This is a genomic window from Paracoccus alkanivorans, from assembly GCF_003697785.1.
GTDB classification, from domain to species: domain Bacteria; phylum Pseudomonadota; class Alphaproteobacteria; order Rhodobacterales; family Rhodobacteraceae; genus Paracoccus; species Paracoccus alkanivorans.
Window position 1 is genome coordinate 1 of the sequence record NZ_QOKZ01000004.1, and the last position, 18,753, is coordinate 18,753.

21 protein-coding genes are annotated in these 18,753 nt (G+C 62.7%); 9 read left to right on the forward strand and 12 right to left on the reverse strand.

The annotated features are described in order from the left end of the window. Positions 1-666: 666 nt before the first annotated feature. A complete protein-coding gene (locus tag C9E81_RS11165; protein WP_166461885.1) occupies positions 667-1,590 on the reverse strand; it encodes a DUF1223 domain-containing protein in 924 nt (307 codons plus the stop codon). A 311-nt stretch (positions 1,591-1,901) separates the two neighbouring features. Between C9E81_RS11165 and acnA the strand changes: the two genes are divergently transcribed. Next, positions 1,902-4,673 carry an aconitate hydratase AcnA gene (gene acnA / locus C9E81_RS11170; RefSeq protein ID WP_122112441.1) on the forward strand — a complete coding sequence of 924 codons (2,772 nt, stop codon included), beginning with the start codon at positions 1,902-1,904 and terminating at the stop codon, positions 4,671-4,673. 57 nt (positions 4,674-4,730) lie between these two features. On the opposite strand, the gene ggt is transcribed toward acnA, so the two are convergent. The 10 genes from ggt to yajC all read right to left on the reverse strand — a co-directional run bounded on the left by ggt (position 4,731) and on the right by yajC (position 12,864). Further along, entirely contained in the window at positions 4,731-6,545 is a 1,815-nt protein-coding gene (gene ggt, locus C9E81_RS11175) for a gamma-glutamyltransferase (RefSeq protein WP_122112442.1), read from the reverse strand. A 75-nt stretch (positions 6,546-6,620) separates the two neighbouring features. Continuing rightward, positions 6,621-7,163 carry a DsbE family thiol:disulfide interchange protein gene (locus tag C9E81_RS11180; protein ID WP_122112443.1) on the reverse strand — a complete coding sequence of 181 codons (543 nt, stop codon included), beginning with the start codon at positions 7,161-7,163 and terminating at the stop codon, positions 6,621-6,623. Beyond that, a complete protein-coding gene (gene ccmD / locus C9E81_RS11185) occupies positions 7,156-7,299 on the reverse strand; it encodes a heme exporter protein CcmD (RefSeq protein WP_122112444.1) in 144 nt (47 codons plus the stop codon). The genes C9E81_RS11180 and ccmD overlap by 8 nt, the downstream gene beginning before the upstream one ends. After that, a complete protein-coding gene (ccmC, locus tag C9E81_RS11190) occupies positions 7,296-8,021 on the reverse strand; it encodes a heme ABC transporter permease CcmC (RefSeq protein ID WP_122112445.1) in 726 nt (241 codons plus the stop codon). The genes ccmD and ccmC overlap by 4 nt, the downstream gene beginning before the upstream one ends. 41 nt (positions 8,022-8,062) lie before the next feature. Further along, positions 8,063-8,719, reverse strand: a complete 657-nt coding sequence (gene ccmB, locus C9E81_RS11195; RefSeq protein WP_122112446.1) for a heme exporter protein CcmB — start codon at positions 8,717-8,719, stop codon at positions 8,063-8,065. A gap of 175 nt (positions 8,720-8,894) precedes the next feature. Continuing rightward, positions 8,895-9,524, reverse strand: a complete 630-nt coding sequence (gene ccmA, locus C9E81_RS11200; protein ID WP_122112447.1) for a heme ABC exporter ATP-binding protein CcmA — start codon at positions 9,522-9,524, stop codon at positions 8,895-8,897. Beyond that, positions 9,521-9,874 carry an Mth938-like domain-containing protein gene (locus C9E81_RS11205; RefSeq protein ID WP_122112448.1) on the reverse strand — a complete coding sequence of 118 codons (354 nt, stop codon included), beginning with the start codon at positions 9,872-9,874 and terminating at the stop codon, positions 9,521-9,523. The genes ccmA and C9E81_RS11205 overlap by 4 nt, the downstream gene beginning before the upstream one ends. After that, complete coding sequence (secF, locus tag C9E81_RS11210) at positions 9,874-10,854, reverse strand: protein translocase subunit SecF (protein ID WP_122112449.1); 981 nt, start codon at positions 10,852-10,854, stop codon at positions 9,874-9,876. Before secF ends, C9E81_RS11205 begins: the two co-directional genes overlap by 1 nt. A 1-nt stretch (position 10,855) precedes the next feature. After that, positions 10,856-12,520, reverse strand: coding sequence for a protein translocase subunit SecD (gene secD, locus C9E81_RS11215; RefSeq protein ID WP_122112450.1), 1,665 nt, complete (start codon positions 12,518-12,520; stop codon positions 10,856-10,858). Between the two features lie 14 nt (positions 12,521-12,534). Next, the gene (yajC, locus tag C9E81_RS11220; RefSeq protein WP_122112451.1) at positions 12,535-12,864 is read right to left on the reverse strand and encodes a preprotein translocase subunit YajC; all 330 of its coding nucleotides are present in this window, start codon (positions 12,862-12,864) and stop codon (positions 12,535-12,537) included. A 251-nt stretch (positions 12,865-13,115) separates the two neighbouring features. On the opposite strand from yajC, the gene C9E81_RS11225 reads away from it, so the two are divergent. From C9E81_RS11225 to truA, 4 genes are all read left to right on the forward strand, one after another. After that, positions 13,116-13,706, forward strand: a complete 591-nt coding sequence (locus C9E81_RS11225) for an outer membrane beta-barrel protein (RefSeq protein ID WP_122112452.1) — start codon at positions 13,116-13,118, stop codon at positions 13,704-13,706. Positions 13,707-13,808: 102 nt separating this feature from the next. Then, complete coding sequence (locus C9E81_RS22890) at positions 13,809-13,949, forward strand: hypothetical protein (protein WP_166461886.1); 141 nt, start codon at positions 13,809-13,811, stop codon at positions 13,947-13,949. A gap of 9 nt (positions 13,950-13,958) precedes the next feature. Then, on the forward strand, positions 13,959-14,918 hold the full coding sequence (locus C9E81_RS11230) for a 5-bromo-4-chloroindolyl phosphate hydrolysis family protein (RefSeq protein WP_122112453.1): 960 nt from the start codon (positions 13,959-13,961) through the stop codon (positions 14,916-14,918). A 3-nt stretch (positions 14,919-14,921) separates the two neighbouring features. Continuing rightward, positions 14,922-15,701 carry a tRNA pseudouridine(38-40) synthase TruA gene (gene truA / locus C9E81_RS11235; RefSeq protein WP_122112454.1) on the forward strand — a complete coding sequence of 260 codons (780 nt, stop codon included), beginning with the start codon at positions 14,922-14,924 and terminating at the stop codon, positions 15,699-15,701. Here the strand turns inward: truA and C9E81_RS11240 are convergent. Beyond that, entirely contained in the window at positions 15,691-16,368 is a 678-nt protein-coding gene (locus C9E81_RS11240; protein WP_243698645.1) for a sugar transferase, read from the reverse strand. The two genes, truA and C9E81_RS11240, sit on opposite strands and share 11 nt — an antisense overlap. 250 nt (positions 16,369-16,618) lie before the next feature. Between C9E81_RS11240 and C9E81_RS11245 the strand changes: the two genes are divergently transcribed. From C9E81_RS11245 to C9E81_RS11260, 4 genes are all read left to right on the forward strand, one after another. Beyond that, on the forward strand, positions 16,619-17,077 hold the full coding sequence (locus tag C9E81_RS11245) for a universal stress protein (protein WP_122112456.1): 459 nt from the start codon (positions 16,619-16,621) through the stop codon (positions 17,075-17,077). Positions 17,078-17,138: 61 nt separating this feature from the next. Continuing rightward, a complete protein-coding gene (locus C9E81_RS11250; protein ID WP_122112457.1) occupies positions 17,139-17,699 on the forward strand; it encodes a NifU family protein in 561 nt (186 codons plus the stop codon). Next, positions 17,692-18,294, forward strand: a complete 603-nt coding sequence (gene tsaB, locus C9E81_RS11255) for a tRNA (adenosine(37)-N6)-threonylcarbamoyltransferase complex dimerization subunit type 1 TsaB (protein ID WP_122112458.1) — start codon at positions 17,692-17,694, stop codon at positions 18,292-18,294. Before C9E81_RS11250 ends, tsaB begins: the two co-directional genes overlap by 8 nt. Beyond that, on the forward strand, positions 18,291-18,710 hold the full coding sequence (locus C9E81_RS11260; RefSeq protein ID WP_122112459.1) for a GNAT family N-acetyltransferase: 420 nt from the start codon (positions 18,291-18,293) through the stop codon (positions 18,708-18,710). The genes tsaB and C9E81_RS11260 overlap by 4 nt, the downstream gene beginning before the upstream one ends. Positions 18,711-18,753: the final 43 nt, after the last annotated feature.

The window sequence follows — 18,753 nt, forward strand, 5'->3', positions numbered from 1 at the left end:
TTGTCGAGCATGGTTCCCCTCCCCGAAGCTTGATTCACTCAAAACGCGCCAAGGCGCAGCCTGAAAATGTTCCTGGTATTATGAATGATGGATTCCACAACAGGACAATGTCAAGATAAACTTCGCCATGCGGGCGCATATGAGGGTAGCGCGGCTGCTTTTGGTCTTTCCGGTCAGTATGATAATTGCCCCCCACCCGCTGCTGACGGGTTAATGAAGCCGTCCTGCCGTTGATCCGGCGACCGGGAAATCGTGACAAATGATGGGTGGCAAGGTTGATTTCTCATCAGTCATTTTGCATATGCGGAAAACCATGCCGCAAGCACAAAGGCGACAGGCGCATTCTGGTATACCTAATTTCAAGAATGCCCCGGATAGCGCGCTTAAGCGGGAAAATCATCAATCAGAAGACAAGATGAAGAGCAAATGCCTCACATCATGTCCGATCCATCACCCTTGAAAACGCAAAGCTGGCCGGGCAATTCCGACAGGGCCTATGCCGCAGACATCGCGAAGCATCGAAGCGCGGCTTGCCTGTCACCGAGGCGCCCTGGCCAGCGCATGATCGCTACCGACGCAGGTAAGCGATAATATACTTGGCTGAATCACGCAGTTCCTGATGGAAACACCTTCCCCTTGCGGCCAAGCCATGCGGGGCGCAGCGATTCAATCCAGTCCGATCGCGGCGAGAATCGGACCCGGCATTTCCTGACCGCTCAGGTCTTCCTGCACGAGAATCACATGCCGGGTGTCGGAAGGATAACTGTCGTCCGGCCGACCTTCGGCCCGGATGGTCAGGCGCAGTGGTGCCTGACCATCCCAATCCGCCAACTTCTCAAGCGAAAGCACAACATTGGTATAGGACATTTCCTTGCCGCGATTCTCTCCGGCCTCGATCTCGACAGTGCGGTTCGGGACATAGCGAACCAGCACCACATCGATCGATCCCGTCAGTTCCGATAACGGCACGACTTCTATGCGGTCGCCTTCGGGCGCCTGTTCCCGGGTAATGCTGACCAGCGCAGGCGAAGCGCGATGCGCGTCGATCAATCCCATCAACTGGGCCGGCCCGGGCGAAACCGCAGTGTCCTGCCCATCTATAATGAGTTGCGGGGTATAGACAGACCGCTCGCCCGCCGCACGGGCATAAGCCTCCTGTCTCGCGGTGAATTCCGGGCTGGCGAAGCTGTCGGTCCAGCCCAGGTAATCCCAGTAATCGACATGTAACGACAGGGGCAGGATACCGGGATCATCCGCCAGCGCCTCCAGCATCGCGTCGGCAGGCGGGCAGGAAGAGCAGCCTTGCGCCGTGAACAACTCTACCACTACGGGCAGGGTCGGCGGCATGAAACTGTCCAGCGGAAGCGGCGCCACGTCGCTTGCGGCAAAGCTGTTGAAGCCTGTGGCTTCCGGAGAATCATACTGACTGTCAAGCGGCGGCGCAGCGCGGCCGGGCTCTGCCGGGGCGGCGATAACCGGCGCCTCCTCCCCCTCCGCCGCGGTGGTATCCTGTGCGCGAACGGGCAGCGCCGCGATCAGCGTTACGGCAATCGTTGCCCATAAAATCTTGGTTCCTGACCACGCAGCCATTCTTTTCCTGATCGGACCACCCGTATTTCGCGCCAGAACGCCGGGTTGCGTCTGACCTGACATGCTGTGCATCACTCTGCCCAATTCGTCGAATTCAGGTCTATTGCATAGCCGCTCCGGCAGCCTCAAGACAAATCAAGGCTTTGTTAGTCGATCCAATGCTATTGATTGTGCCACTTGAGCAACTGCAGCAAGTATGGTATGCGATTGCATACAAAGTCTCTGCGATGCCCTTGCAGAACCCTTCTCCATGAGGCAAAGCAGGAAGACCGCATGCCCGACCCATCCATTTCGCAGACAGGGAGGCCCTGATGCCCATCCAGACCGGAATCGACTCCGCCAAGACCCGCCGCAAGCTCAAAGCCGGTGGCAAGGAAATCGCCTATTACTCGATCGACGCCGCCACCGAGGCCGGCCTTGGTGATTTCTCCAGGCTTCCCGCCGCACTGAAAGTGGTGCTGGAAAACATGCTTCGCTTCGAGGATGGCGGCAAGACCGTCAGCCCCGACGACATCAAGGCATTCGCCGAATGGGCCGCCAAGGGCGGCAAGAACCCCCGCGAAATCGCCTATCGCCCTGCCCGCGTGCTGATGCAGGACTTTACCGGTGTCCCCGCCGTGGTGGACCTGGCCGCGATGCGCGACGGCATCAAGGCGCTTGGCGGCGATGCGCAAAAGATCAACCCACTGAACCCGGTCGACCTGGTCATCGACCACTCGGTGATGATCGACGAATTCGGCACCCCCCGCGCCTTCCAGTTCAACGTGGAACGCGAATACGAACGTAATATCGAACGTTACCAGTTCCTGAAATGGGGTCAGAAAGCGTTCCAGAATTTCCGCGTCGTGCCACCCGGAACCGGTATCTGCCACCAGGTGAACCTTGAGTACCTGGCACAGACCGTCTGGACCGACACCGACCAGAGCGGCGAGGAAGTCGCCTATCCCGATACGCTGGTCGGCACCGACTCGCATACCACCATGGTCAACGGCCTTGCCGTTCTGGGCTGGGGCGTCGGCGGGATCGAGGCGGAGGCCGCAATGCTGGGCCAGCCGATCTCGATGCTGATCCCCGAGGTTGTCGGCTTCAAGATCACCGGCGCGCTGACCGAAGGCGTGACCGCGACCGACCTGGTGCTGAAGGTCGTGCAGATGCTGCGCGAGCATGGCGTTGTCGGCAAATTCGTCGAGTTCTACGGCGACGGGCTGGATCACATGCCGCTGGCCGACCGCGCGACCATCGCCAACATGGCGCCCGAATACGGCGCGACCTGCGGCTTTTTCCCGATCGACGACGAAACCCTGCGCTACCTGCGCCAGACCGGCCGGGACGAGGATCGCATCGCGCTGGTCGAGGCCTATGCCAAGCAGAACGGATTCTGGCGCGGCAAGGATTACGACCCGGTCTATTCCTCGACGCTGGAACTGGACCAGAGCGATGTCGTGCCCGCCATCTCGGGGCCGAAACGCCCGCAGGATCACGTGGCGCTGACCGAATCCGCATTCGCGTTCCGCAAATATATCTGCGGCACCCGCAAACTGCCGGAACCGGCCCGCAACGGCACCCGCACCTGGAATGCCGAGGGCGGCGCCCCTTCGCCGGACGATCTTCCCGGTCATCACGAGGGCTACAAGTCCGGCTCGGTCGAGGGAGAGGATTACAAGCTGCATGACGGCTCTATCGTGATCGCCTCGATCACCTCCTGCACCAACACCTCGAACCCCTATGTGCTGATGGCCGCCGGCCTCGTCGCCCGCAAGGCGCGCGAACTGGGCCTGAACCGCAAGCCCTGGGTCAAGACCTCGCTGGCGCCCGGCTCGCAGGTCGTGTCGGAATATCTGCAAGCCGCCGGTCTGCAAGAGGACCTGGACGCGATCGGCTTCAATCTCGTGGGTTACGGCTGCACCACCTGCATCGGCAATTCCGGTCCGCTGGAGCCCGCGATCTCGAAATCGATCAACGACAATGATCTGGTCGCGGTTTCGGTCCTGTCGGGCAACCGCAACTTCGAGGGCCGGATCTCGCCCGATGTGCGCGCCAATTACCTGGCCTCGCCGCCGCTGGTGGTGGCCTATGCTCTGGCCGGCGACATGAATATCGACCTGACGAGCGAGCCGCTTGGCACCTCGAAGGACGGCAAGCCTGTCTATCTGAAGGATATCTGGCCGACCACGAAAGAGGTGGCCGAACTGGTCGAAACCGTCGTCACGCGCGAGATGTTCCAGGAAAAATACGCCGATGTGTTCAAGGGCGACGACCGCTGGCAAGGCGTCGACGTCACCGACAGCGAGACCTATGACTGGCCTGCCAGCTCGACCTATATCCAGAACCCGCCCTATTTCCAGGGCATGTCGAAGGACCCGGGCACGATCAGCAATATCCAGGGCGCGCGCGTCCTTGCACTGCTGGGCGACATGATCACCACCGACCACATCTCGCCTGCCGGTTCCTTCAAGCCGGAAACCCCCGCCGGGAAATACCTGACAGAGCGTCAGGTCCCTCCGCGCGAGTTCAACTCCTACGGCTCGCGCCGCGGCAATCACGAGGTGATGATGCGTGGCACCTTCGCCAATATCCGCATCAAGAACGAGATGCTGGACGGTGTCGAGGGCGGCTATACCAAGGGACCGGACGGCCAGCAGACGGCGATCTACGATGCGGCCATGGCCTATGAGGACAAGGGCGTTCCGCTGGTCGTCATCGGCGGGGTCGAATATGGCGCGGGCTCGTCGCGTGACTGGGCGGCCAAGGGCACCAACCTGCTGGGTGTCAAGGCGGTGATCGCCGAAAGCTTCGAGCGTATCCACCGCTCCAATCTGGTCGGCATGGGCGTCATTCCCTTCGAGTTCACCGATGGCGACAACCGTAAGACGCTGAAACTGACCGGCGACGAGACCGTATCGATCAGTGGGCTGGAAGGTGATTTCAAGCCGCTTTCACTGGTGCCCGCGACAATCACCTATGCCGATGGCACCACCAAGGAGATCACGCTCAAGGCCCGCGTCGATACCGAGGTCGAGATCGAATATCTGAAGAATGGCGGCGTGCTGCATTACGTGCTGCGCAATCTCGCCGCAGCCTGACCGGCGCAAGACGAACAACGAACCCCCGGCCAATTGCGCCGGGGGTTTTCTTTTACATCAACCGCCTATCGCAACACCTTCACGACGCGGATCGGCCCCGCCGGACAATCCGTCGGGCGTAATGGCAATACCGTGAAGACCCGAGTTCAGGTCGGTCTCTTCCACCTCGAAGCCCATATCCGCCAGTGGTTGCGTCAGGTCAGTGGCCGAAGTTCCCGCCTCGACATCCATCGTCCCGAAGCGGTTGACAATATTGGGCAGAGCGACCGCCTGCTGCACATCCAACTCCCAATCGAGATAGCCGATGATGGCCTTGGCGACATAACCGATGATCCGGCTGCCGCCCGGCGAACCTATCACCAGCACCGGCTTGCCATCCTTCATCACGATGCTGGGCGCCATAGAGGAACGCGGCCGCTTGCCCGGCTCCAGCCGGTTGGCGATGGGATAGCCCGCCTCGTCATGCGTCTCGAACGAAAAATCGGTCAATTCGTTATTCAGCAGGAATCCCTGGGTGAACAGGCGCGAGCCAAAGCCGTTCTCGATGGTCGTTGTCATCGACAGCGCATTGCCATCCGCATCGACGATCGAGATATGCGAGGTCGAGGGCAGTTCCAGTGAGCTGTCCCGCCCCCAGTTCATCGCATGCGACCAGCCGGGCGAGCCGGCGCTGACCTCGGGCAGAGCATCATCTCCAGCCAGCAATTCACCCCGCCCGGCCAGATAATCGGGCGCGATCAGACCCTCAGTCGGGACAGGAACGAAATCGCTATCGGCCATATACCGGCCCCGATCCGCGAAGGCGAGACGCGAGGCGTCACCGATCAGCCGCCAGCTTTCGGGATTCTCGGCCCCGAGCGCGGCAAGATCATAGCCCCCCAGCATCCCGAGGATTTGTCCCACGGTCAGCCCGCCCGAAGACGGAGACCCCATGCCGCAAACCTCGTGATCACGATATTCGGCACAGACCGCCGGGCGCTCCTTGACCTTGTAGGCCGCCAGGTCTTCCATCGCCAAAAGACCAGGATTTCCCTCGGCATTTCGAACGGTGTCGACAATACCTTCAGCGATTTCTCCGCTATAGAAGGCCTTGCTGCCCTCTGCCGCCAACCGCCGCAGCACATGGGCATATTCGGGGTTTTTCAGCGTGTCGCCTGCCGCGACGGCCTCGCCGCCAGGGAAGAAATAGGCTTTGGTAGCGGGAAAACGGCCCAAACGTTCGCTATCCTCGGCCACCAAGCCGGCCAAGCGCGGCGAGACGGTAAAACCCTCATCGGCCAGCGCGATGGCATCATCGAACAGGCTTCCCCAGTTCACCTTGCCCCAACGGCGATGCGCCTCCTCCAGCAGGGCGGGCGTGCCCGGCGTGCCGACCGAACGGCCGCCGACCACCGCGTCATAGAATTCCAGCGGCTCGCCGTTCTCATCCTGGAAATATGTCGGAGTCGCTGCCTTGGGCGCGGTTTCGCGGCCGTCCAGCGTGGTCAACTCACCGCTTTCGGCATCATACCAGACAAGAAAGGCGCCCCCGCCCAACCCCGAGCTTTGCGGCTCGACCAGCCCAAGGACGGTCTGCACCGCCACCATCGCATCGGCCGCCGACCCGCCACGCTCCAACACCTTGGCCCCGGCCTCGACGGCCAGCGGATTGGCCGCCGCCACCATCCAGTTCTGGGCGGTGACCGGCTTGCCTTCTTCCTTGCTGGCAAGCGCAGCGCGGGCGGTCTCGCCCAGACCGGCGAAGGCATCGGCACTTTCGGTTTCGGGGCTGGCTGCCTCCGGCGCAACCGCATCCGTCGCCTGCTGCGCTGTCGCAGGCATTGCCCACACGCTGCCCATCAGCAGCGCTGTTACCAGACTCAACCTTGTCATGGCTGACCTCTCCCCGTTCTCACAAATAGATGAGGTCACTCTGTCGCGCGGTTGCACAAGGCGCAACCCGTCAGATCACTCTTCGGCGGCCAGCGCCTTTTCCAGTTCGGGGACAAAGCGATTGGTATAGTCCTCGCGGACCATAGGCCCGGCAAAACGATAGAGGATCTCGCCCTCGCCATTGACGATGAAGGTCTCGGGCGGGGCGGTCACTCCCCAATCGATGGCGCCGCGTCCCTTTGGATCGGTCGCGATGGCATGGAACGGATCGCCATCTTCCTCCAGGAACTCCAGCGCATTGGCTTCCGGGTCCTTCAGATCGACCCCATAGACCGGCAAGCGTTCGGACAATTCCATCAAGGTCGGATGCTCGGCCCGGCAGGGCGGGCACCAGCTTGCCCAGAAATTCACCAGTTTCACACCAGGTTCACGCAGCATCGCGTCGGTCAGTTGCGTCTTGCCCGGCAGCGTGGTCTGCGGCACGGCAGGCGCTTCGCGCCCCACCATGGTCGAGGGCAGCTCCGACGGGTCATCGCGCCCCATTCCCCACAGGAACATCCCCGCCAATGCGGCGAAGGCTAGGGGCGGCAGCACGACAAGGGGCGAAATCCTAGCCATTCTTCTCGTATTTCTCCAATTCACGGCGGGCGCGGGCATTGGCCGCCCAGCTTTGCCAAACGATCCCGACTAATAGCAGCAGCGAGACCCCGTAGGCCGCCAGCACCGTGCCGGCATATTTCCCAAGATCGATCATGCGCGCATCTCCCTTGCCTGCAATGCGGCAAGGCGCCGCCTGCGGATTTCCGTGCGTGTACGGACCAGCACCAGCACAAGGAACAACAGCAGGAACCCCAACATCGAGAGGTAGAGCGGATATCGATACACCTCGCTCATCCGTTCGCCCGGCGCGACCGACAGCGAAGCGCCCTGGTGCAGCCCCTGGTTCCAGAACAGCACCGCATAGCGTGACAGCAGCGCAAAGACCGAGCCTACAAGGCACAGCACCCCGGTCAGATCGGCGGCGCTATCCGCATCCTCGATGGCGGACCAGAGCGCGATATAGCCGATATAAAACAGCAGCAGGATCAGGAAAGAGGTCAGGCGCGGATCCCATTCCCACCATGTCCCCCACATCGGCTGCCCCCAGATCGCCCCGGTGGCCAGCGCGATCAGCGTCATCACTGCCCCCACCGGCGCGGCAGCCTTGGCGGCCAATGCGCTGACATGATGCCGCCGGATCAGCCAGATCAGCGAGGCGATAAGCATCATCACCCAGATATTGATCGCCATCATCGCCGCCGGCACATGCAGGAAGACGATCTTGACGGTCGAGCCCTGCTTGTAATCCTCGGGCGTCAGAAAGCCCCATGCGATCCCGCCGATGGTGCAGACAGCCGCGGCGATGACCAGCCACGGCAGAACGGCGCCAGAGACGCGCATGAATTTCACGGGGTTTGCGTATTCCCAGATCGACATATGTCTCCCCTATCCTCGGCGCGCGCGCCCCTCAAGCCCTCTCACCGCAGATTGACCCGCAGGGCGGCGGCGGCGGCGAACGGCACCAGCGCCATGACTCCGGCGGTGATCCCGGCAAGGAACAGGATCGGCGTGGTGGGATCGCCCCCCTCCGCGCCGCGCCGGATGATCTCGGTGCCGAAGATCAGGGTGGGGATATAAAGCGGCAGAACCAAGAGCGACAAAAGTAGCCCACCGCGGCGCAACCCTACCGTTATCGCTGCCCCGAACGCACCCAGCATCGACAGCGCGGGCGTGCCGATCAGCAACGAGGCGATCAGCCAGCCAGTGGCCTGGCCCGGCAGATGCAGCAGGATACCGAAAACCGGCGCCGCGGCGATCAGCGGCAGACCGGTGGTGATCCAATGCGCCAGCGCCTTAAGCGCGGTGACACCCTCCAGCGGAATGGGCGCGGTTGCCAGCAGGTCGAGACTGCCATCCTCGTAATCCAGCGCAAATATACGATCCAGCGACAGCAGGCAGGACAGCAGCGCGCCGACCCAAAGGATGCCCGGCGCGATGGGACGCAGCGCGCTGGTCTCGGGTCCGACGCCAAAGGGCACCATTGCGCAGAGGATCAGGAAGAACGCGACCGCAAGGCCGAACCCGCCGCCCGCACGGGTGGCAAGGGCAAGATCGCGTTTCAGCAGAACAATCATCCGCGCGCCACTGTCGGGTTTCGATCAGGGGGAGCGCCGGTCCCGGCAAAAGACAGGCATGCGCTGTTCTCCCTTCTTCTTTGGGAAAATACCTTCGGGGGGATCCGGGGGGGCGAAGCGCCCTCCGGCTGTCGCGGGACGCAACCCATGCGGGATAGGCCTGGCACGGATCGGCTCATGCGAAGGCCTCGTTGAAGCCCGCCGGCCGCCGGGACCTTCCCGGCCTGGCGCGATAGGGGGTGAGGTCCAGCACCCGCGCCTCTTGCAGCCCCAGATCGATATGCGTGGCCATAAGCGCCGCCCCTCCCCCGGCCAGATGTGTTCGCACCAGTGCCGCGAAGCGTTCCACCGAGGCCGCGTCCAGCGACACGGTCGGCTCATCCAGCACCCAGAGCGGACGCCCCGTCACCATTAGCCGCGCAAGGCCCAATCGCCGTTTCTGTCCCGCAGACAGCGCCGCTGCCGGACGATCCGCAAGCGCCGTCAGATCCATGGCGGCCAAAGCCTGTTCGACACTGCCGCCACCGAATATCTGCGCCCAGAAGCGCAGGTTCTCGGTCACCGTCAGCGCAGCTTTCAGCCCATCGGCATGGGCAGCATAGGCAACCGAATCCCCGGCCATCTCGATCCGCCCTTCGACCGCCGGTTGCAAACCCGCCACGCAACGCAGGAGCGTCGTCTTGCCGATGCCGTTCGGGCCACGCAGGATCAGCGCCTCTCCGGCATCAAGGGTGAAGGACACGCCTTCCACCGCCCTGATCCCGCCGCGAGCGGCGGCAAGCTCATGGACGGCCAGCAGGCTCACAGGGGCAAAAGCGCGCAGGCGACGCGACGCCCTTCGGACAGGGTCACGTTATAGGTGCGCGCCGCCGTGGGAGAGGCCATCGCCTCTACCATCACGCCCACCGCTTCCAGCGCATCGACCAGTTCGGCCGGGGGATGGGCGATTTCCGCGCCCATCCCCAGGAACAGCACATCGATCCGCCCGGCCAGCGTCAACAGGGGGGCAGAATCCTCCAGCCCTCCCCAAGGCTGCGCTCCGCCCTCTTCGACCAGGACCGGGCCCTCTATGACTTTTCCACCCACGCGGAAAAAGCCGGGGCCATAGCCGTCAACCGGCACCGCCCCGTCGAAATCTGTGGGCTTCATCGCCATCAGGGTGCCTCGGCGCCCGGAAAGGAGGAAGCGGCGTCCTTGGGATCCTTCTTCGACCAGTCGCGCTTGACACCCAGCCACAGAACCACGTTCTTGGCCACGTAGATCGAGGAATAGGTGCCGATCACGATCCCGAAGGTGATTGCGAAGACAAAGCCGCGGATCACGTCGCCACCCAGCACCAGCAGTGAAATCAGGGCGACCAGCGTTGTGCCCGAAGTCATCACGGTGCGGCTCAGGGTCTCGTTCACCGACAGGTTCATCAGGTCCCGAAGGGCGCGCTTCTTGTATTTCATCAGGTTCTCGCGCAGCCGGTCGAACACGACAACCGTGTCGTTGATCGAATAGCCCACGATGGTCAGCAGCGCGGCCACGGTCGCCAGGTCGAACTTGATCTGGAACAGCGCGAAGACGCCCATGGTGATCAGCACGTCATGAACCAGCGAGACGATTGCCCCAACCGAGAACTGCCATTCGAAGCGCAACCATATATAAGCCGAAATCGCCACCAGAGACGCAAGGATGGCATAGATCGCGGTATTGATCAGCTCACCCGAAACCTTCGGCCCAACCGATTCGACCGAGGGAAAGGTGATCGAAGGATCGACCTCCTTTAAGGCCGCCTCGACCTCATTGATCGTTTCGGGGGTAACCGATTCCGTGCCTTCCTGTGCAGAGATACGAACCTGCGCGACATGTTGATCGGGGCCGAATGTCGGGTCGAAAACCTGCGAGATCGCAACGTCTCCCAGCCCGAGAGGCTGCAAGGCCTGCCGATAGGCGCCGACATCCACCTCTTGCGTGGACTCGGTGCGGATCGTGGTGCCGCCCTTGAAGTCGATGCCGAAATTCAGCCCGAACACCAGCAGGCAGACGATCGACAGCACCGCCAGGACCGAAGAGAATCCGAAGGTCAGGAACTGCCAGCGGAAGAAATCGATCTGGGTGTTGTCGGGAACCAGTTTCAGACGGAAAGCCATGTTACACCTCGATCTGGCGCGGGCGGGCGCGTTCGAACCATGTGACGGTCATCAGCCGCGTCACCCAAAGTGCCGTAAAGACCGAGGTGACGATACCGATGGTCAGCGTCACCGCAAAGCCCTTGACCGGCCCGGAACCCAGAACGAACAGGATCGCGGCGATGATCAGGGTGGTAATATTGGCATCCACGATCGCCGACATCGCCTTTTCATAACCCAGTTCGATCGCGCGGGCAGGACCCCGGGCGGTTTTCAACTCTTCGCGAATACGTTCGAAGACCAGCACATTGGCATCGACCGCCATGCCTATGGTCAGCACGATCCCGGCAATACCCGGCAAAGTCAGCGTCGCCCCGATCATCGACAGCACACCGAAGATCAGCCCCATGTTGATGGACAGCGCAATGGACGCGAATACCCCGAACATCCCATAGGACAGCACCATCAGCGCAACCACGGCCACGAAACCCACCATCGAGGCGATCTTGCCCGCATCGACGCTGTCCTGCCCCAGTTCCGGACCTATGGTGCGCTCTTCCAGGAAGGTCAGTTCGGCGGGCAATGCGCCGGCACGAAGCAAGATGGCCAGTTCGTTTGCCTCGTCGAATGTCATGGAGCCCGAGATCTGGCCCGAGCCGGTCGTGATCGCCTGCCGGATGACGGGAGCCGAGATCACCTGGTCGTCCAGAACGATGGCGAAGGGCTGGCCGACATTGGCCGAGGTATAGGCCCCGAATTTCCGCGCCCCCGTGGGATTGAACCGAAAATCGACCGAAGGCAGACCGTTCTGATCGGTCGAGGGCAGCGCATCGTTCAACTCTTCGCCGGTGACGACCGGGGTTTCCTCGATCGTGTAGTAAACCCCTTCCTGCTCGGCATCGGGCAGGACCACCTGCCCCAGATCCACCTGCGCGTCCGGGTTCGAGCCGGTGCCCGCGACGGGGTTGAAGGTCAGCTTGGCAGTGGTGCCGATCAGCGATTTGAGCTCGTCGGCCGAACCGATCCCCGGAACCTGGATCAGGATGCGGTCGCTGCCCTGACGCAAGATCGTAGGCTCGCGCGTGCCGACCTCATCGACGCGGCGGCGGATGATTTCAAGGCTCTGCTGGAGGGTTCGGTCGTCGGTCACGGCTCTCTCGGCCTCCGACAACTGGATCGTCATCGCATTGCCGTCACCGGATATGTCGAGACTGGACTGCCCCGCCCCGGTCAGACTGGTCACGGGATCGGAAAAGCCCCGCGCGATTTCGATCGCACGCGCCATCTGATCGGGATTTCCGATCTCGATCTTCAATGTGCCATCCGGCGATTGCACACGCCGAATCGCGCCGATGGTCGCGCGTTCATCGGCCAGCGCACGGCGCAGATCAGGCCACAGCGCATCCATGCGCGACTTGTAGACCTCGGCCACCCGAACCTCGGCCAGAAGATGCGCGCCGCCGCGCAGATCGAGACCCAGATTGACGAGACCGCTCGGCAGCCAGCCCGGCCAGCCCGCCTGAGCCGCTTCGAGTTCGGGAGTGCTGGCGCCAGTCTTCTCGATCGTGGTCACGGCATCGTTATGCGCCTCGACCCGCTTATAGAACAGGTTGGGCATGGCATAAGCCAGCCCCAGCACGCAGATCCCGATGATCAGGATGCGTTTCCATCGGTCGATCTGAAGCATCTGGCGTCAAGCCCTCAGTTATTGGCGGCGACCGGGGTGGTCGCGGTGATCACCTGGGCGATCGTCGAACGGACGACGCGAACGCGGACGCCCTGTGCGATTTCGACTTCAAGTTCGTCGTCGCGGGCGCTGGCGACCTTGCCGATCAGCCCGCCCTGGGTCACGACCTGATCACCCTTTTTCAGCGCCGCGACCATTTCACGGTGCTGCTTAGCCCGCTTCTGCTGTGGCCGGATCATCAGGAAATACATGATCGCAAAGATCAGGATCAGCGGGATGAACTGTGCAAAGGCGGCACCACCGGAACCACCGGCGGCCTGGGCATAAGCGGGAGTAGCGAACATGCGGTTTCCTTTCGGCTGTCGGACCAGACCGTCGGGCCTGCCCATTCAAGTTGGCGCGCAACCTATCCGCGCGGCCGGACATTGGCAAGAAACCGCGCGGCGGATCGCCGCGCCCCGGATGCAGCGCCCTCCGGTTCCCCCGGAGAACTGACGGAAAATTGACCGGCATAAAGGAATCATTAACCCGGGGCCGGTAGGATTGAACGAGTTCCCGGGCGCTTGCGGCGCCTTTTTCAGCACCGGAGTCGAACATGTGGTCCATCCTGACGGCGGCAGCCGTCATTCTGGCATCTTCCGCGGCGCTCGCGAATGAGCCGTCATCCCACCCCCTCCGGTCCGTGCCGGACCTGTCTGCGGCCATGCCATCCAACGGGGATTGGGCAGGTTTCTATCTGGGGCTGCAAACCGGGTCGGGGACTGCCTATCGGAATTTCGACGGTGATCGGGGCGATCTGGGCGGGCTGACCGCCCGCGGCATCCATGGCGGACATCGGAAGGATTTTGGGCGGCTCGTCACGGGAACAGAGGTAGATGCCCATACCGTCAAGCTGGGAAATACCGGGAATCGTCACAAATTGCTGCGCTTCAAGACGACATTGGGTGTCGATCTGGGTCGTTTCAATCCCTATGGAATCTTTGGCACGGCCTATGCAATCCCCGAAGAAACCACGCTCACACCAAGTTTCGGCCTTGCATATGGTTTGGGGGCCAATCTCAAACTCACCGAACATGTGATGGTCGGCCTGGAATACACCAGCCAGACATTCGAGGATTTCGATAGTTTCCCGGGCCTCGAGGTGGAAGGGCGCGTGACGCAGTTCCGCACCGCTTTCAGATTCTAGACAGCATCGAATTTCGCGGATAGCTCTTCGCCCTGCCGTCTTTCGGGACCGCGTGCCCCCTGAGCATGATTTCTGCCCATCCGCTTTGCAATTCACCGGATCATGCCGATATATACAGCGACATGTCGGCCCGGTGCCGAGCAAGAGGAAAGGAGCGTCATGTCACGCAAGGCGATGCAAAGGCTGAGCTTTTACCTGCTGGTGCTGCTGGCGCTCTATGCGTCTCTGGCCGGTGCGGCGTAAGGGACGAGGATGGCACAGCGTTTCGGTGGGCGTTTTTCGCCCGGCAATATGGCCGGCAGTTCAGATCGGCTTCCCATGACCGAGACCCGGCACCGGCTGCAGGGGCGGCCGAAATGGATCACGATCGCCGCCTCTCCGTTTCTGCTGAGCGCGTTTTTCCAGGAACCTGCGGGAATGGTCATGAACCTGGCGGGTTTCGGCCTGATCGCCGCCGGGATGTGGCTGACCGGCGAGGGGCTCGTCGCCGAAGCCGCCTATGACCGCCGCCGCGTCGCGCGCCGCCCGGCCATCCCTCGCAAGCTGTTCGGCGGCGTGATGGCTGCCCTGGGACTTGGCATCGGTGCCGCCGAACCGGAGGCGCTGGCCGGAGCCGGGTTGATCGCTGTGGCGGGACTGGCCCTGCACTGGCTAGCCTTCGGCCCCGATCCGATGCGGGATAAGGGAATGGAAGGCACCGACAGTTTCCAGCGGGACCGCGTCGCTAAGATGATCGAGGAAGGGCAGGTCCATCTGGACCAGATGAAGGACGCGATCCGGCGTAGCGGCGAAAGGCGGCTGGAGGCCCGTGTTACGATGTTCGAGGCCACGGTTCACGAGCTTTTCGACCAGGTCCGGGAGGATCCTGCCGAGTTGGGTGGCGTCCGGCGCTATATGGGGGTCTACCTGATGGGGGCCCGCGATGCGACGGTAAAATTCGCAAATCTCTATGCCCGCTCGCAGGATCCACGAGCGCGGGCGGCTTATGAGGAATTCCTGAACGACCTGGAAAAAGATTTCACTTCGCGCAGCCGCCAGTTGCTGGAGGGAGACCGCAGCGACCTGGACATCGAGATGACCGTGCTGCGCGAGCGTCTGGCCCGCGAGGGGGTGCGTCCCGCTGATAACGGTGAACGCCCCGCATTGCGCTCGCAAGAGGCACAGAGCATGGACGATTTGCTGTCCATCCCGGAGCAGCAGAAGACCCGCTGATCCATGCCCCGTTTCGCCCTTCTGATCGAATATGACGGCGCCCCCTTCTCGGGCTGGCAGGCGCAGGCCGACCGGCCTTCGGTCCAGCAGGCGATCGAGAGCGCCCTGGGGCGGCTTGATCCGGGCTTCTCGGCAGGTGCGCGGATCGCCGCGGCGGGCAGGACGGACGCGGGGGTCCATGCCACCGGGCAGGTCGCCCATGCCGACCTGGAGCGGGATTGGGAACCCTTCCGACTGTCAGAGGCGCTGAACTACCACCTGAAGCCCGCCCCTGTCGCCGTGCTGGCCGCGGCACGCGTTCCGGATGATTTTCACGCGCGGTTCTCGGCGATCGAGCGGCGCTATTGCTTTCGTCTCATCGCCCGGCGCGCGCCGCTGACGCATGATCGCGGGCTGGTCTGGCGGGTGCTGAACCCGCTGGATGCCGATGCCATGCGCGAAGGCGCTGCGCATCTGGTCGGCAGGCATGATTTCACCACATTCCGCTCGTCGATCTGCCAGGCGCAGAGTCCGGTGAAAACGTTGGATCGGATCGAGATCGAGGAACGCGAGATTCCGCATGGCCGGGAATATCTGTTCAGGCTGCGGGCGCGATCCTTCCTGCATAACCAGGTCCGCTCGATCATAGGCACGCTGGAGCGGGTCGGCGCGGGATCATGGCAGCCCCGGCAGGTAGCCGAGGCATTGGCCGCCCGCGACCGCGCGGCCTGCGGCCCGGTATGCCCGCCACATGGACTGTATCTTACCGGAGTCGGCTATCCGGCCGATCCGTTCAGCGCCTGACCGAACGGCGGCGGCGCGGGCGCTCATCACGATGCGAAACCACGATCCTCGCCGTATTCCACAGGATCCACAGGTCGAGTCCCAACGAGGACCGGTGCAGATAAATCTCGTCAATACGCAGCTTGGCCGGCAGGCAGCGGCGATAATAGGCGCGCTCTGTCGCCTCGGCGCTGCCGCATCTGGCAAGAATACGGTCCTCGTGGCGGTGATAGATCAGCGTGGCAAGGCCGGTCACACCTGGACGGCACCGCAGCACCTGCCGATATTTGAGCGGAAAGCGCTCGACATATTCCCGAAGCGGCGGCCTTGGCCCCACAAAACTCATTTCGCCGCGCAGAATATTGAACAGTTGCGGAAATTCGTCGATGCGGGAGCGACGCAGGAAACGTCCGATCGGGGTGATCCGCCAATGCTTGTGCGCGCCGGTCGCGCCGGAATCCTCGTCATGCAGGAGCATGGTCCGGAACTTGAGTTGCCGGAAACTGCGCCCCGGCGCCTGCATCCGCTCTGCCCTGTAGAGGATCGGACGTCCCTGAACGACAAGCAGGGTCAGCGCCACCACCGCCATCACCACGGATAACGGCACCAGCAGAACCGTGGCCAGCACAATGTCGAAAAGGCGTTTGAGCCGCGGATGAGAGGCTTCCTCGTCGAATGCCGGATCCAGATGCTGCAGCAGTGCATTAGGGCTGGTCGCTTCCGAGAGGCTTAACGCTTCGGCGCCGATCTTGGCATTACCCCAATCGCGGTGGATGGTCACGACAGTTTTCCGATCACAATTCTCAACCCGATCCATTAGTTAACACGGCATTCATGACATGGGAACCCGAGCATGGAAGTTGCAAAGCCATGCTTGCTTAATAGTTACACTTCCTCCACTGTAACGCCAATCTCCGAAGCAAACACGCGATAAATCCATGCGCAAGTTTCTGGTTTTACTGGACGATAGCCACGAATGCCTCAACGCGATGAGATTTGCGGCGATGCGGGCAGCCAGCACCGGCGGTGGGGTCGTCATCCTGTCGGTAATTCCAACCGCCGAGATCCAGCATGGGTTTGGCGTGGCGGATGTCATGCGGGCCGAAGCCTATGAGCGTATCGAGGCGCATTTCGAGGTTTTTGCCAAATGGATGCGCTCGCGCCCCAAGGTCGAGCCAGAGCTGGTCGTGCGCGAGGGAGACCCGGCGGACGAACTGATCGCTCAGATCGCGGAGGATGCGGAGATCGGCGTGGTCGTCCTGGGGCTGAACAGCGACAAATCCGCAGCAAATCCGGTCCTGAGCCGGCTTTTACGCGAAGCGGGCAACCTGTCCTGCCCGATCACCATCGTACCGGGCGACCTGTCGAAAGAGCGGCTGGAGGCTATCACCCGATAGACGCACCATAGCTTGACCCGGCAGGCCGCCATCGCCATATCGGAACCAAAGGAGCGTTCCCATGTTCATCCAGACCGAAACCACGCCGAACCCCGTCACGCTGAAATTCCTGCCCGGCGAAACAGTGCTCGCCAGCGGCACGGCAGATTTTCCGAATCCCGAGGCGGGCGGCAAATCCCCATTGGCGCAGCGAATTTTCGCCGTCGAAGGCGTTACCGGAGTGTTTCTGGGCCGGGACTTCGTGACCGTGACCAAGGCCGAGGACGCGCCGTGGGATCACCTGAAGCCATCGATCCTTGGCGCGATCATGGAGCATTTCCAGTCGGGAGCCCCCGCCATCGAGGGCGACAGAGCGGAAAACGCCGGGCATGCCGCGCATGACGGCCCGGATTCCGAGATCGTCGGCCAGATCAAGGAACTGCTGGATACACGCGTGCGCCCGGCCGTGGCCCAGGATGGCGGCGACATCACCTTTCACGGTTTCGACCGCGGCATCGTCTATCTGCATATGCAGGGTGCCTGTGCGGGCTGCCCCTCCTCGACCCTGACGCTCAAGATGGGGATCGAGAACCTTCTGCGTCACTATATCCCCGAGGTGATCGAGGTTCGCCCCGTTGCCTGAACCGGTCGCGCTTGGTTTCGACACATCGGCCGCGCATTGCGCGGCCGCTTTGCTGCGCGGCGACCGGATACTGGCCTCGCGGCATGAGGAGATGACCAAGGGGCAGGCCGAAAGGCTGTTCCCGATGCTGGAGGAGATGCTGCCCGAAGCGGGGATCGGATGGAACGATCTGGACGTGATCGGCGTGGGTGCCGGTCCTGGCAACTTCACCGGAATCCGCGTCGCGGTTGCCGCCGCGCGCGGACTGGCGCTGTCGCTGAAGATTCCCGCCATCGGTGTCAGCGTGACCGAAGCCGCCGCCTTCGGATTGCCGCGCCCCTGCCGGATCGTGCTGCCATCGCGCCGTGATCAGGTGATCTGGCAGGATTTCGGCGCGGATGACGTGAATGAGAGGCAGGGCCGACCGCAGCAGGGTGCCATTGGCTCGCTGCCGCCCGGCCCCAAGCCGGTTGCGTCAATGTTTCCTCTGGCAGAAGCAGTCGCGCGTATCGCGATAATGCGCCGGGATTCCCCTGTCCCTCGCCCCGCGCCGATTTACCTGCGCCCCGCCGATGCCGCCCCGTCCCGCGATCCCGCTCCGGTCATTCTGCAGTGACTCCCGCAGAGCTGGCAGCACTGCACAGGCGCTGTTTCACCACGCCGCGACCATGGAGCACGGAGGAATTTTCGGCACTGCTTGAAACCCCCGGATGTTTCCTGCTGACCTGCCGCGGCGGCTTCCTTCTTGGCCGCGCGATTGCCGGAGAGGCAGAGCTTTTGACCCTGGCCGTTGCTCCCGAGGCGCGGAGGCAGGGTTACGGGCGCGCGCTGGCCCAGGAATTCACCGCCCGTGCGCGCCTCATGGGAGCCAGTGACCTGTTCCTTGAGGTGGCGGCGGACAATCTTCCCGCGCATGAACTTTATTCGGCCCTTGGCTGGCGCGAAACGGGGCGGCGGCGGGAATACTACGGCCCCGGGCTGGATGCCATCGTGATGCATCTTGGCTTTTCGGAACAACAAGAAGGCGGTTGACCGCCCCTGGCCAATGCGCCCTAATCGGCGCATCAGGCGGGTG